At 59.6% G+C, this 13,297-nt stretch carries 15 protein-coding genes; 11 read left to right on the forward strand and 4 right to left on the reverse strand.

The features are described 5' to 3' along the window. Window positions 1-61: 61 nt before the first annotated feature. The 11 genes from gdhA to GRI43_RS02570 all read left to right on the forward strand — a co-directional run bounded on the left by gdhA (window position 62) and on the right by GRI43_RS02570 (window position 9,684). The gene (gene gdhA, locus GRI43_RS02520; protein WP_160729521.1) at window positions 62-1,417 is read left to right on the forward strand and encodes an NADP-specific glutamate dehydrogenase; all 1,356 of its coding nucleotides are present in this window, start codon (window positions 62-64) and stop codon (window positions 1,415-1,417) included. A 343-nt stretch (window positions 1,418-1,760) separates the two neighbouring features. Then, a complete protein-coding gene (gene rpsM / locus GRI43_RS02525) occupies window positions 1,761-2,129 on the forward strand; it encodes a 30S ribosomal protein S13 (protein ID WP_160729522.1) in 369 nt (122 codons plus the stop codon). Window positions 2,130-2,183: 54 nt separating this feature from the next. Continuing rightward, the gene (gene rpsK, locus GRI43_RS02530; RefSeq protein ID WP_115366457.1) at window positions 2,184-2,573 is read left to right on the forward strand and encodes a 30S ribosomal protein S11; all 390 of its coding nucleotides are present in this window, start codon (window positions 2,184-2,186) and stop codon (window positions 2,571-2,573) included. 111 nt (window positions 2,574-2,684) lie between these two features. Further along, a complete protein-coding gene (locus GRI43_RS02535) occupies window positions 2,685-3,740 on the forward strand; it encodes a DNA-directed RNA polymerase subunit alpha (protein WP_160729523.1) in 1,056 nt (351 codons plus the stop codon). An 81-nt stretch (window positions 3,741-3,821) separates the two neighbouring features. After that, the gene (gene rplQ / locus GRI43_RS02540; protein ID WP_160729524.1) at window positions 3,822-4,247 is read left to right on the forward strand and encodes a 50S ribosomal protein L17; all 426 of its coding nucleotides are present in this window, start codon (window positions 3,822-3,824) and stop codon (window positions 4,245-4,247) included. A gap of 126 nt (window positions 4,248-4,373) precedes the next feature. Further along, a complete protein-coding gene (locus tag GRI43_RS02545) occupies window positions 4,374-4,940 on the forward strand; it encodes a GbsR/MarR family transcriptional regulator (protein WP_160729525.1) in 567 nt (188 codons plus the stop codon). 126 nt (window positions 4,941-5,066) lie between these two features. Continuing rightward, a complete protein-coding gene (locus GRI43_RS02550; protein ID WP_235903579.1) occupies window positions 5,067-5,642 on the forward strand; it encodes a DUF4166 domain-containing protein in 576 nt (191 codons plus the stop codon). Continuing rightward, entirely contained in the window at window positions 5,635-6,792 is a 1,158-nt protein-coding gene (locus GRI43_RS02555) for a saccharopine dehydrogenase family protein (RefSeq protein WP_160729527.1), read from the forward strand. The genes GRI43_RS02550 and GRI43_RS02555 overlap by 8 nt, the downstream gene beginning before the upstream one ends. An 8-nt stretch (window positions 6,793-6,800) precedes the next feature. Continuing rightward, window positions 6,801-8,156, forward strand: a complete 1,356-nt coding sequence (locus GRI43_RS02560; protein WP_160729528.1) for a serine hydrolase domain-containing protein — start codon at window positions 6,801-6,803, stop codon at window positions 8,154-8,156. A gap of 137 nt (window positions 8,157-8,293) precedes the next feature. Continuing rightward, window positions 8,294-8,851, forward strand: coding sequence for a hypothetical protein (locus GRI43_RS02565; protein ID WP_160729529.1), 558 nt, complete (start codon window positions 8,294-8,296; stop codon window positions 8,849-8,851). Window positions 8,852-8,973: 122 nt separating this feature from the next. Beyond that, a complete protein-coding gene (locus GRI43_RS02570) occupies window positions 8,974-9,684 on the forward strand; it encodes a hypothetical protein (protein ID WP_160729530.1) in 711 nt (236 codons plus the stop codon). Between the two features lie 6 nt (window positions 9,685-9,690). Here GRI43_RS02570 and GRI43_RS02575 read toward each other — a convergent pair whose 3' ends face one another. The 4 genes from GRI43_RS02575 to GRI43_RS02590 all read right to left on the reverse strand — a co-directional run bounded on the left by GRI43_RS02575 (window position 9,691) and on the right by GRI43_RS02590 (window position 13,293). Next, window positions 9,691-10,338 (reverse strand): trimeric intracellular cation channel family protein, encoded by a 648-nt coding sequence (locus tag GRI43_RS02575; RefSeq protein WP_160729531.1) that lies wholly within the window; start codon window positions 10,336-10,338, stop codon window positions 9,691-9,693. Window position 10,339: 1 nt separating this feature from the next. Then, window positions 10,340-11,038 (reverse strand): PepSY domain-containing protein, encoded by a 699-nt coding sequence (locus GRI43_RS02580; protein WP_160729532.1) that lies wholly within the window; start codon window positions 11,036-11,038, stop codon window positions 10,340-10,342. A 20-nt stretch (window positions 11,039-11,058) separates the two neighbouring features. Beyond that, the gene (locus tag GRI43_RS02585) at window positions 11,059-12,393 is read right to left on the reverse strand and encodes an amidase family protein (RefSeq protein ID WP_160729533.1); all 1,335 of its coding nucleotides are present in this window, start codon (window positions 12,391-12,393) and stop codon (window positions 11,059-11,061) included. Between the two features lie 75 nt (window positions 12,394-12,468). After that, window positions 12,469-13,293 (reverse strand): hypothetical protein, encoded by an 825-nt coding sequence (locus tag GRI43_RS02590; protein WP_160729534.1) that lies wholly within the window; start codon window positions 13,291-13,293, stop codon window positions 12,469-12,471. Window positions 13,294-13,297: the final 4 nt, after the last annotated feature.

Below are 13,297 nucleotides of genomic sequence, written 5' to 3' on the forward strand. Positions count from 1 at the left end.
GTCGCAAAATTCTGGTTTCCGGATCGATCGATCTGGACGCGATAGGGGGAGAGTAGCGACCATGGCTGTATCTGATCACGTAGACCTTTCGACTTTCATGGAAGGCGTGAAGAAACGCAATCCGGGCCAAACCGAATTCATCCAGGCGGTCCAGGAGGTCGCGCAGGACGTTTTCGACTTCATCGACGACAAAGAGGAATATCACGCGGCACAGATCCTGCGGCGGATTGCAGAGCCAGACCGCGTGGTCAGTTTCCGCGTGTGCTGGGAAGATGACAACCATTGCATCCGTGTGCAGCGCGGTTGGCGCGTCCAGAACAACAATGCGATCGGCCCTTACAAAGGCGGCATCCGGTTTCATTCCAGCGTCAATGAAAGCGTGCTGAAATTCCTCGCATTCGAGCAGACCTTCAAGAACTCGCTCACCGGCTTGCCGATGGGCGGGGGCAAGGGCGGTTCCAACTTCAACCCCAAGGGCAAGTCCGACAGCGAAGTGATGCGTTTCTGTCAGTCGTTCATGACGGAACTCTACCGGCATATCGGGCCGGACACCGATGTCCCCGCTGGCGATATCGGAGTCGGGGGGCGCGAAATTGGCTACATGTTCGGCCAGTACAAACGCATTACCAACCGCTGGGAAGGCGTTTTGACCGGCAAGGCAATCGAATATGGCGGCTCGCAGATGCGGCCTGAGGCGACCGGTTACGGCGCGGTTTATTTCCTGCAGAACATGCTCAAGCATAAAGGTGAGGATGTAGAAGGGAAGACCGCTGTCATCTCCGGCTCCGGCAATGTCGCCACACATGCGGCGGAAAAGATCGTCCAGCTGGGCGGCAAGGTTCTGACCCTCTCGGACAGCGGCGGCTTCATTTACGATCCCGACGGCATCGATCAGGAAAAGATCGACTGGGTGAAAAACCTGAAAAACGTGCGGCGCGGGCGGATCAGCGAATATGCTGATCACTTCACCAATGCCTCCTTCCACGAAGGCAAGCGGCCATGGGATGTGACCTGCGACGTGGCGCTGCCGTGTGCCACGCAAAACGAACTCAACGAGGCGGAAGCGCGCGAGCTGGTATCCAATGGCGTTCAGGCGGTTTCGGAAGGGGCGAACATGCCCACCACGCTTGAAGGCGTTCATGTGTTCCACGATGCCAAGATCATGTACGGTCCGGGCAAGGCCGCGAATGCTGGCGGCGTCGCAGTTTCGGGCCTGGAGATGAGCCAGAATTCGGAGCGCATCAGCTGGAACCAGGAGCGCCTCGGCGACATGCTGACCGAACTGATGGAAGGCATCCACGGCAAATGCGTTGAATATGGCGACACAGGCGATGGCTATGTCGACTATGTCAAAGGGGCCAATATTGCAGGCTTCAAGAAGGTTGCCGACGCGATGCTGGCATTCGGTGTCGTCTGACACTTGCGAGCTGGTTTGAAGCGCCGGATTTATGACTGAACGGGCCAGCTGGGGTAGGGGGCTTGCATTATCCGGACGCAGCCCCATCTGGTGTGCCTGGCCCGGGTTTGTTGTGCCTTGGAAGGTGTTTGCCTGTTGACCTAACAGGCGAATCCATTTAAGCGCGCCCTCATTCGGCAGTTTCGAATCCGTCCGGCAGGCAGCAGCCTTCATTCTGCGCCATCCGGACTTTTTGCGTTAGCAAGTTCGAGGCGGCTGAATAAACAACGCTATGAGATAGAGGCACGCCCTTTTCCGATACGCGGAAAATCAGTGTGATCCTCTGTGGAGCATGGAGAAGTAAGTGGCTCGTATTGCCGGGGTAAACCTCCCCACAAACAAGCGTGTAATCATCGCGCTCACCTATATTCACGGGATTGGCCGCACAACGGCTGTCCGCATCGCTGACAAGCTTGGCATCGATCACGCCCGCCGGGTGCAGGATCTTTCGGACGCTGAAGTCCTTTCGATCCGTGAAACGATTGACGCCGATCTTCAGGTCGAAGGTGACCTGCGTCGCGAAACTGCGATGAACATCAAGCGCCTGATGGACCTTCGGTCCTATCGCGGCCTTCGTCATCGTAATGGCCTGCCTGTTCGCGGCCAGCGTACGCACACCAATGCCCGTACCCGCAAGGGTAAGGCGAAGCCCATCGCGGGCAAGAAGAAGTAAGCGCGTTTTCCGCAGCTTACACAGTCTTCTTCCAGAAAATAGGAAACCGAAATTATGGCACGCGAACCAGGTCGGGTTAGAAAACGCGACAAAAAGAATATTTCGAGCGGCGTCGCGCACATCAACGCCAGCTTTAACAACACCATGATCACCATCACCGACGCGCAGGGCAATGCTATCAGCTGGTCCAGCGCAGGCGCGATGGGCTTCAAGGGTAGTCGTAAATCGACACCTTATGCTGCTCAGGTCGCAGCAGACGATGCCGGCAAGAAGGCCGCCGAGCACGGCGTCCGTACGCTGGAAGTTGAAGTGAAGGGCCCGGGATCGGGTCGTGAGAGTGCACTGCGCGGCCTTGCTGCTGTAGGTTTCACGATCACTTCGATCCGTGACGTAACGCCGATCCCGCATAACGGGGTCCGGCCTTCCAAGCGTCGCCGCGTCTGATCTGAACCTGCCTGGCGGCCCTGCGGGGTCGCCAAGTTTTTCCGGACCGGACGCGTTGGGGTTAGGCACTCAACGCTTCGGTCCAGCCCGCATCTGAACCAGGGGAATTTCATGTCCGTCAACACCAAGAACTGGCAGGAACTTAAGAAACCCAACACCCTCGAGATCAAGGAAGGCGGCGACAAGGCTCGCAAAGCTACCTTTATCGCAGAACCGCTAGAGCGCGGTTTTGGCCTGACACTCGGTAACGCGCTTCGTCGCGTTCTGCTGTCGAGCCTGCAGGGTGCCGCTATCACCTCGATCAAGATCGAGAATGTCCTTCATGAATTCTCGTCGCTTGCCGGCGTTCGCGAAGACGTGACCGACATCGTTCTGAACGTGAAGCAAATCGCTCTCAAGATGGAAGGCGAAGGCCCCAAGCGCCTGCAGCTTTCCGCAACTGGCCCGGCCGAAATCAAGGCTGGCGATATTGCCGTTTCCGGCGACATCGAAGTGATGAACAAGGATCTCGTGATCTGTCACCTCGATGAAGGCGCGACCTTCAACATGGAACTCACCGCCGACGTTGGCAGCGGCTATGTTCCAGCTGTTCAGAACCGCCCGGCCGACGCGCCGATCGGCCTGATCCCGGTCGACTCGCTTTATTCGCCTGTCCGTCAGGTCAGCTACAAGGTCGAGAAGGCCCGTGTTGGTCAGGAACTCGACTTCGACAAGCTGAGCCTGAATGTCGAAACCGACGGCACTGTCACTCCTGAAGACGCGGTGGCTTATGCTGCGCGCATCCTTCAGGACCAGCTGACGCTGTTCGTCCACTTCGAAGACGGTATTCCTCAGCCGCAGAGCGCGATGATCGGTCACGCTGCTGCACCGCAGGAAGACGATGCCAACCAGCTCAACCGCTACCTTCTCAAGAAGGTCGACGAGCTGGAACTGTCGGTACGTTCGGCCAACTGCCTCAAGAACGACAACATCATCTATATCGGCGATCTGGTCCAGAAGACCGAAGCCGAGATGCTGCGTACGCCGAACTTCGGCCGCAAGTCGCTCAACGAGATCAAGGAAGTGCTTTCCAGCATGGGTCTGCGTCTCGGCATGGACATCCCCGGATGGCCGCCTGAGAACATCGAAGAAATGGCCAAGAAGCTCGAACAAGAGCTGCTCGGTTAAAAGGTTTCGGCGGCGCACCTCAAACGCCGCCAGCTTTGGGGTACCTCAAACGGCCCCTCATCGAACTGAAGGAAGAATATAATGCGTCACGGAATTTCACAGCGTAAGCTGAGCCGTAAATCGGGCCACCGTAAGGCCCTGTTCCGCAACATGTCGGCTGCGCTGATCAAGCACGAGCAGATCATGACCACGGCCCCTAAAGCCAAGGAACTGCGTCCTTACATCGAAAAGCTGATCACGCTGGCAAAGCGTGGTGGTCTTTCGAACCGCCGTCTCGCGCAGAGCCGCCTGCTTGACGAAACACAGCTCAAGAAGCTGTTCGATGTCCTGGCAGAGCGTTATTCTGATCGCGAAGGTGGTTACACCCGCATCATCAAGGCCGGCATTCGCGCCTCCGACAGCGCTCCTCTCGCAGTGATCGAACTGGTCGACCGCGATGTGGACGCCAAGGGTCAGGATAGCGGTCCGGTCATGAACGCTGTCGAAGAAGAACTCGAAGACGCGTAAGAGCGAACTTCAAACCAGATCACCAAAGGGGGCCGGGCGGTAACGCTCGGCCCTTTTTGTTTGCACCAATTAAATCCGCCTGCACTTTGAGTTGACAATCCGACCGTTCAGGCAGACATTTCTGTCATGACAGAAATTAATGCCGAGTCGCGTTTATCGCCTGCGATCGCCAAGTTCGTGCTTCATTGGGGCGACCTTGGCGGCCAGTGGGGCGTCAATCGCTCAGTCGCGCAAATCCACGCGCTGCTGTTTATTTCCGACGCACCGCTAACTGCGGAAGATATAGCGGAAAAGCTCTCGATGGCACGGTCAAACGTTTCCAATTCGCTGCGCGAACTGCTTGCATGGAAGTTGATACACCGCGTGCCCATGCTGGGCGAACGGCGCGATCATTATGCGGCTGAGGGTGACATCTGGGAAATGGCCACCCGCATCGCCCAAGGGCGCAAGGAACGAGAGATCGATCCTGCAGAAGCGGCGCTGCGCGAATGCAATCAGGAAGCCCAGCACGATCCCCAGGTCAGCGTGGAAGCGCGGCAAAAACTGGAAGGTATGCTTAGCTTCGTAACCACCATGTCGAGCTGGCACGACGAAATGCTCAGGGTGCCAAAGCCGGCATTGATGGCACTGATCAGGATGGGATCGGGAATAACGCGCCTGATCAACTGGGGAAGCAAATCAAAAGACATATAGGCTCTTGAGAATTGGGGAAGAGCGATGGTGGCAGGAAATAGACAAATTTGGATCAGCCGAGGTCAGCCGGAAGTACTCCCCCCGGGGGCATCGCAACCAGCATACGATGCAAGGTTCCGCCGTTTGTTGCCTGCAAGCGATTGGGCGCAGCTCCCGGAATTGGTGCGGCGGCGCTTCTCCAAGCGTCTGGGTGCATCACAAACCGCACTGTATAAGGGCCGTGTGGTCGAAACCCGTCATTCGCGCCTTGGCTGGATGCTGGCGCAGGTATGCCGGGTGATCGGGGCACCGCTGCCCCTTTACCGGGATAACGATGTTCCCGCTGTCGTAAGCGTGAGCGAGGATGCGCAGAGCGGGGGTCAATGCTGGACCCGCATATACGGACGCAGGGACGGTTTCCCGCAGGTCATACACAGCGCAAAACGATTTGCCGGGCCGACCGGGCTGGAGGAATATCTGGGGCGGAAACTGGGCATGGCCTTGTCGGTCAGTACGGAGGCAAACGAACTGGTGTTTCGCAGCGCCCATTATTTCCTGATGCTGTTCGGAAGGCGTGTGAAGCTGCCGCACTGGATGGGGCCGGGCAGAACTATGGTGCGGCACCGCGATCTTGGAGAGGGGCGTTTTGCCTTCGATCTCGACGTGATCCACCCTCTGTTCGGAGAACTGGTGCACCAACATGCGGAATTTCAGGATGTCTGAGATCCCCAAATCGCTACGAGTACTCATAATCGGCGGCAGCGGCGTTTTCGGGAGCAGGCTTGCGGAACTGGCGGCGCAAGAACCCGGAGTTTCGCTGACCCTCGCGGGCCGCAATTTGGACCGGCTTGGAAAGATCGCCAACGCTTTGGTGCCGCAGTCTTCGGTGCTTCAGCTGGACCGGGATTTGATCGAACCGGGCGATCTGGAACCGTTCGACCTGGTGATCGATGCGGCAGGTCCGTTTCAGGCATCAAGGCCGCAAGTCATCGCCGCAGCGCTGGGTTCGGGCACGCCCTATGTCGACCTTGCCGATGGTCGGCGGTTCGTAGCCGATTTTCCTTCTTTCGATGATGCCGCCAAGCGCTGCGGAGTGCCGCTGGTTACAGGGGCGAGTTCGATCCCCGCACTATCGCACGCGGTGCTGGACCGCATGGTGAGCAGGTGGAGTGCGGTTGAGGACATTCGAATAGGGATATTCCCGGGCAACCGCGCGCCGCGCGGCCTGTCGGTTGTGCAAGCGATCCTTTCCTATGTTGGAAAGCCGGTAAAGGTATTCCGGGAAGGCGAATGGCAGCAAGTCCCTGGCTGGGGCCTGACCCACAGCGAGCAAATTCCGGGCGGCGGAAAACGCTGGGCCAGCGTGTGTGATACACCTGAACAGGACTTGCTGGTCCAGCGTTACAGGCCGCGCCGATCAGCGGAATTTTTCGCCGGGCTGGAATTGGGCCTGCTCCACCACGGTCTCGCGATGCTGTCGATGCCTGTCCGCTGGGGCTGGATCGCCAGTCTGCTTCCGTTCTCGAAAGTGATGCTGGCTGCGGCCAAACTGTTCCTGCCATTCGGGTCGGATAGAGGCGCGATGATCGTTTCCGCGAACGGAGAGGACCAGATGGGGCGGCCCATAAATGCGCGGTGGAGCCTGGAAGCGATTAGCAACCGAGGACCTTTTGTGCCTGTGCTCGCCGCGCTTTGCATGATCCGCAGGTTTCGCGATGGATGGCCGCCTGAACCCGGCGCGCATGTGTGCGCCGGGTTGCTGTGCCTTAGCGAGTTCGAAGATGATATGGCCAAGCTGGGGATCGTGCACCGGTTCGAGGAAACGCATGGCAAGCCGGCGGATGTTTTGACAGGCGGGGCGAAGGCCGCTTAACTCCCGCGATGATCCGTCAAACCCTCGCAGCCAGCGTGCTGCTTATCGCCGCAAGTCCTGCCGCTGCCCAGAGCCAGCAAGAAGCACTGGATGCCCGTTATGACCGGGCGCTTGCCGCGGGATACAAGGCGCTGTTCCTGTGCGGCGCGATCGCCAATGCAGACCGCGTTGGCCAGGACCGCCTTGCAGAGCATGTCGAGCAATGGGAACTGACCGGTATTCAGGCGCCGCTTGATGACATAATCCGCACGCTGCCGCATGAAATTGTTACCGATCCGAACGGTGTCGTCGATCATGTCACGGTCACCTGGGCCGACGACATGCCGCCGCGCGTCGCAGAATATCGCGGCCGTGCCGGCTGCGCGATCATGCCGCCCGGCACGGTTCCCGAAACCGACAGTAATAGTTTTCCCAAGTACGGGGACGCGTTGATCCGCAATTGGCACACCCGCATCGATACTCCGGTACGCAGCCGTCTAGAGGCCGCGTTCACGGACGATTACGGAAAGGGTGCACGCACCACATCCGTCATCATCGATCAAGGCGGGCAGGTGGTCGATGAAATGTCCGCCGAGGGATTTGGCCCGTTCATGCCGCAGCGGACCTGGTCGGTTGCCAAGAGCATCGCTGCAACACTGGTCGGCATGGCGGTTCAGCGGGGCGAAGCGGATGTGCACGCGTCGGCAGGTCTCGGTGCGGGTGAAGGCGATCCTCGCGCGACGATCACCATTGACCATCTGTTGCGGATGGCATCGGGTAGATATTCGGACACCGCAGGCAACCGCACCGACCCGATCTATTTCGGGGGTGCAACGGTTGATGAACGCGCGGCGAACTGGCCGCTGATGTACAAGCCCGGCACGGCTTACCGCTACGCCAATAACGATACGCTGATGGCTGTTGCAGCGATCAAGAGCAGCTTGGCCGCCCCCTCTGTGACCGAGCAGCTGTGGGATATCGGCATGACGAATACGACGGCAGAGGCTGACTGGCAGGGCAACTTCATCCTTTCCAGCCAAGTGTGGGCCAGTCCGTTCGATCTGGTGGAGCTCGGCAGGCTTTACCTGAACGACGGTATGCGGGGTAACAGTCGCGTGCTGCCCGAAGGGTGGAGAGACTACGTGTCCGCCCCATCGGGCCCGCAACCCGAAGGCCGGGCGTTTGGTTATGGTGCCGGGTTCTGGCTGTTTAACAATTCACCGGGTGTTCCAGCCGATACCTTTGCTGCGATGGGCAATCGCGGACAGTACGTGGTGATCGTACCGAGCCGTGACGTGGTGATTGTACGGCGCGGAGAAGATCCGGTCGGAAGCAGGTTCGATATCGCTGCATTCACGCGGGATGTGTTGGCAGATCTGGACTAGTGTCGGCGCGTTCACATAAGTAGGCACTTTCCTGAACATTTGCTGCAAGGTTCAGTCAGGGTCCTCTCACAGCGAATCATCTAAACCACGTTTGAAGCCGGGGCACTACCGTTCCGGGAACAAGCGAGGAACTTCTCATGAAGACCATTTCCAAAGCACTTGCAGGAACCATCGCCGCAGGCGCGATGGCAATGACTTCTGCAGCACCCGCTGCAGCACGCGACCGCCACAATGATGGCATTTCCGCCGGCGAAGTAATCGCCGGAGCGGTAATCCTTGGCGGTATCGCTGCTGTCCTGTCGAGCGGCAAGAACGACCGATATCGCGACCGCGACTACCGGTATGACGACCGTCGCGGGTACAACCGCAATTACTACCGCGGGCAGGGTAGCCGCCAGGCAGTCGAAAAATGTGTCCGTGCAGTCGAGCGTGACGCACGCCGCGCAGGCTACCGGTTTGCCGACGTTACCCAGATCCGCGATGTCGACCGTGAACGGCGCGGCTGGGAAGTGAAGGGCCGCTTGGTCGTCGATGGCCAGCGTGGCTACGGCTACCGTGACAATTATCGCTATAACGACCGGCGCAATGGCTATCGCGATAGCCGCTATCGCGGGGATACCGGCAAGTTCAGCTGTGATGTCCGCAGAGGCCGGGTCGTAGATATCGACTATAGCGGCATTCGGGGCCTGCGTTGATCGCCAGTCCGCCCAATTAACCACCGGCAGACGGTTCAGGCTGACGCAAGCCTGGACCGTCTAGTCATGTCCAGCACAGTGGCGGCCGGGTGCTGCCCGTTTCAAATCAGGGGGTATTGATTATGACCCGTTTCAAGACTTTTTCCGCCGCAGCGGCGCTTACCGCATCTCTTGCAATGGCAGCTTCTCCGGTTGCTGCAGCGAATATCGGTGTACAGCCGGCCGCCGTTTCGATCCCGGTCGATGACGGCTGGAGCGAAGCGGAGGAAAGCGGCGATTATTACCGCCGATACCGCCACCGCCGCCACCGCGGCGTTGATGCCGGAGACGTTATTGCCGGTGTTCTGATACTGGGCGGGATTGCAGCTGTTGCCAGCGCTGCTTCCAATAACAGCCGGAATGAGCGCCGCTATCCTGCGCCTCCGCCCCGCTACCCCGATAACGATCGCCGTTCAAACAGCGGTCAGGGTATCGACCGCGCCGTGGACATGTGCCTCAGCGAGATCGAACGCGACGTGCGCGTCGATAGTGTCGACAGCGTGGACCGTTCGGGTGATGGCTGGCGTGTGACTGGCCGGATATACAATGGCGATGGTTTCACCTGCCGTATCGGCAATGACGGCGCCGTCGATGGTATCACGTATGGTGGACGCTCGGCTGCTCTTGGCGGGGCAATAGAAGATCGCCAATGGAGCGACGATCGCTACACTTCCGCACGTGCGCGCAGTGATAGCGGCAATGCGCCGGTCTTTTCGGATGACAAACTGCCCGCATATCCGGGCGGACCAATCGACGGCGATCAGGACGAAGACGGCGAAACCTACGGCGGCTAAGCGGCCCTAGATATCGTCAAGACCTTCCCTGCCTTCGCGATATGAGGGCAGGGCAAGGTTCCAGCGGATTGCCGCGCTGCGCAGCAGGAAACCGGCCGCAGCAGCCACAACCCAGGTCACGCCGTCGGGCGCGTTCGCCAATGTGCCCGCGACACACAGGCCAGCCGACAAGGCGGCAGCGGTGACGTAGAGTTCTGGTCGCATGATGATTGATGGCCTGCCTGCTACAACGTCACGGATAATGCCGCCCGCACAACCGGTTATGATCCCCATCAACACCGCAGGTATTGGCGGAATGCCATACGACATCGCTTTGGCAGAGCCGAGTACGGCATAGGCGGTCAGCCCCGCACCATCGGCATAATCGAGCAGTTCACCATCCCACCAGCGGGTCGGAGTCAACCACGCGATGAGCGCGGTCCCGAGGCATATCACCGCGACCCATGCGTCGGCGACCCAGAACACCGGCGCGTCGATCAACAAGTCGCGGATCGTGCCGCCGCCAACGCCGGTGACCAGCGCGAAAAAGCCCATTGTCACGAAGGTCTGCCGTTCTTTTGCAGCCAGCAGCGCTCCCGATAGCGCGAATATCGCCACCCCGAGCAGATCCAGCAGGTTGATGACCGGCGTCAGGATTGCCTCATCAACAGGCATGTCAGGCTTTCACCCCGGCCTTGCGGCGGCGAAACATCAGGACGCACCCCAGCAGTGCGCCGATTACTCCGAGCAAGGCAAACAGGATCAGGATTGGGTGCGAGGTGTCCTCGCGTGTTTTCAGGTCCATGATGTGAAGGCCCCACATGAAATCAAACACCCGCCACCAGCGCGTGCGAACCGCTGCGATTTCGCCGGTTTGCTCGCTGATGTAGACGTGTGTTCCATCTTCCAGCACGATTTGCCAGGCAGGCATCGGCCGGCGAAAATCGAATGGCACCTGATCGGCAGGGAACAGGGTTGAGCTAACGATTTTTTCGCCGCCGATGATCTGTTCTTCGGCAATCGCCCGGGCTTCGATTTCGGTTACCGCAGTTATCAGCGTTCCGCCCGGTCCGTAGCGCTGTGAAGTGCCATCCATGTATTCGATGATCGTGACCGGCTGTCCGCGTGACATCATGGTCCGGACGGATTTGACGGGGCGTTCCGGATCATCAGGTAGTGAAACCGCGATATTGATGTCTGCGGGAAGCGCCTGTTCCGCCACAGGCTGGCGCAAGTGATTGCCGCGCACTTCATCGATCGGCTTCGCGACCATGAACAGGCCGGTCAGCGTCCACATCAGGATTGGCACACCGACCAGCCAGCCAAGCCAGATGTGCCATTTTGCAAACCGCTGCATCCAGCTTTTGCGTGCCATGCGATTCCCCATTGCGGTGCCTAGCGGTGAAGTATTTCACCAATGGCACGCGCCGTAGCAATGCAGTCCAGATCGGACCAGCGCGGACCGATCACTTGTACCCCGCTGGGCAAGCCGGCACTCTCGCCAACCGGCAGAACCGTGCTGGGGAGGTTCGGGAACGTAGAAATCCCGGCCCATGCGAACACCTCGGCAAAGTCGCGGGTCTTCCCATTGATAGTGACTTTGCGGTCCCTGACCGGTGTGTCGTCATGTTCGAACGCGACAATTGGCGCGGGCGGGGCGATAACGAAATCATATTCGGCAAACAGATTTGCCCAAGCAATTTCAGCTTGAGCCTGTGCATCGAGCAAATCGAACCAGTCGGTGGCGGATGCGCGTTTTCCGTCGGGTCCGGGCGCGCCGCGCGCCATGGCGATGCCGAGCATTTTCATATAGCTGCGATGCTGGGCGGACAGATCGGGCAGCAGGGCGCTGACCTCGTCGATCTGAGCACCGGCGCGGCGCAGTTCGGCGACCGCTTCCATCATCGGGCCGCGTACGGACGCATCGACCGGACTTACGTCCTGATCCGCCACAAGCAGAAAACGGCATTCCATGAGGCTTTTGCCGCTCTCTTTCAGCGGCAGCGTCGCTGTCAGACGAAGCAGCGCGTCCAGATCGCCAGCGTTGCGGGCGATTGGCCCGGCAATGGAAAGGACTCCATCATGGGCATCCTTTCCCGCCATTGCCGGGTGGTCGTGCCCCTGCTTGCTGATCAGGCCCCAGCTAGATTTGTGGCCCCACACACCGCAGAAATGTGCAGGCACGCGAACCGATCCGCCAATGTCCGTCCCATATTCGCACGGCACCATCCCGGCTGCGACCGCTGCTGCGGCTCCGCCAGAGGATCCACCCGGGCTGCGCGCGGTGTCATGCGGATTGCGTGCACGGCCATAGACCGGGTTGTTTGACTGCCAATCCGACAGGTCCGGCGGGACGTTGCTTTTGCCGAGCAGGATTGCACCAGCCGATTTGAGCTGCGTGACGACCTTTGCATCGCGCTTCGCAATGTTGCCCGCGAATTGTTCATGGCCCCAGGTCGTTGGCAAGCCGGCAACGTCGAAACTCTCCTTGATCGTCATGGGTACGCCGAACAGAGGCTGCGCGTTGCCGGGCGAGCTGCCCGACAGAGATTTCGCTGTTTCTCGCGCGCGGTCGAAATCACGCACCGGAACGGCATTGATCGCTTCGTCCAGCTTTTCGATCCGCGATATGGCTGCGTCGACCGCTTCGAGCGGCGACAATTCGGATCGTGCGATCATCGCTGCGAGTTCAAGAGCGCCGGGTTCCTGTGTCAATTTCGGGTATGCCATGGTCCTCTCCCCATTTGTCGCGCCATCGTGGCACGACTTGCCTTGCGCGCAAAGCGGGGAAATTGAGAGGCTGAGTCAGTTGGCTCGAGCGGCATCCCCGATGCGAGGGATAAGCCCAAGTGCCAACGCATATCCCAGGATGGGCGCGGCACCGTATCCGATGAGTACGCTCGGGTAATGGGACAGCACGGACATGATCGAAAAGCCGAACAGGGATCCCGCCAGTGCGGCTCTGCTGCGCCGGTCCTGGGGTAATGCAAACAGCATCAGGCAGAAACTTGCCAGCAAGGCCGCAAACAGAAGCAGGGCAATCAGGGATCCCGTCTGCGCCAGGGTTACCAGCACCCTTTCGACAAAGGGTTGCGGCGGCAATTCGCCGCGCAGGGCCATGACGATGCTGGCGAGGAAACCGATGATGCAGGTCACGCCAATGCGCCAGTCACGTGCGGCATCGTGCAGGCCAACCGCGGCAAAGACGACGGCAAAACCCAATGCAGCATCGGGTTGCAGCATTGCTGCCAGCAGGGCCGCCAGAAGCATGGGCGGGGCAAAATCATCGTCCTGCGCGGCAAGCACGGCGATCGCCGGAAACAGCAGTGCGCCAGCGTTGAGCGTAAACGGACCGGCTGGAAGCCAGCGCGCAATCCCGTTCACATAGGGGCCGCTGATCAAAGGTATGAACAGCGCGAATAGCAGAGCGCAAATGAGAATTCGGCGCAGTCTGGACCCTGCTGGAGCGCGCCCCACCATTATCCAGATGCCGCCCATGATGAGCGCAACGCTGTTCGTGATGATGTAGGTTTGCGGAGCTCCGGCAATCGCCAGATAGATCAGCCCGGCACCCACCGGCAGGAGGAGCGCAAGCAAGGCCGGAATGCGGTGTCCTGGCCTTGCTTGCATATCC

This window comes from Pontixanthobacter luteolus, assembly GCF_009828095.1.
GTDB lineage: Bacteria > Pseudomonadota > Alphaproteobacteria > Sphingomonadales > Sphingomonadaceae > Pontixanthobacter > Pontixanthobacter luteolus.

Bases quoted from the DNA above. Each gene is read 5' to 3' on its own strand.
- gdhA (WP_160729521.1), top strand. From the start codon at position 62: ATGGCTGTATCTGATCACGTAGACCTTTCGACTTTCATGGAAGGCGTG.
- rpsK (WP_115366457.1), top strand. From the start codon at position 2,184: ATGGCACGCGAACCAGGTCGGGTTAGAAAACGCGACAAAAAGAATATT.
- GRI43_RS02535 (WP_160729523.1), top strand. From the start codon at position 2,685: ATGTCCGTCAACACCAAGAACTGGCAGGAACTTAAGAAACCCAACACC.
- rplQ (WP_160729524.1), top strand. From the start codon at position 3,822: ATGCGTCACGGAATTTCACAGCGTAAGCTGAGCCGTAAATCGGGCCAC.
- GRI43_RS02545 (WP_160729525.1), top strand. From the start codon at position 4,374: ATGACAGAAATTAATGCCGAGTCGCGTTTATCGCCTGCGATCGCCAAG.
- GRI43_RS02555 (WP_160729527.1), top strand. From the start codon at position 5,635: ATGTCTGAGATCCCCAAATCGCTACGAGTACTCATAATCGGCGGCAGC.
- GRI43_RS02560 (WP_160729528.1), top strand. From the start codon at position 6,801: ATGATCCGTCAAACCCTCGCAGCCAGCGTGCTGCTTATCGCCGCAAGT.
- GRI43_RS02565 (WP_160729529.1), top strand. From the start codon at position 8,294: ATGAAGACCATTTCCAAAGCACTTGCAGGAACCATCGCCGCAGGCGCG.
- GRI43_RS02570 (WP_160729530.1), top strand. From the start codon at position 8,974: ATGACCCGTTTCAAGACTTTTTCCGCCGCAGCGGCGCTTACCGCATCT.
- GRI43_RS02575 (WP_160729531.1), bottom strand. From the start codon at position 10,338: ATGCCTGTTGATGAGGCAATCCTGACGCCGGTCATCAACCTGCTGGAT.
- GRI43_RS02580 (WP_160729532.1), bottom strand. From the start codon at position 11,038: ATGGCACGCAAAAGCTGGATGCAGCGGTTTGCAAAATGGCACATCTGG.
- GRI43_RS02585 (WP_160729533.1), bottom strand. From the start codon at position 12,393: ATGGCATACCCGAAATTGACACAGGAACCCGGCGCTCTTGAACTCGCA.
- GRI43_RS02590 (WP_160729534.1), bottom strand. From the start codon at position 13,293: ATGCAAGCAAGGCCAGGACACCGCATTCCGGCCTTGCTTGCGCTCCTC.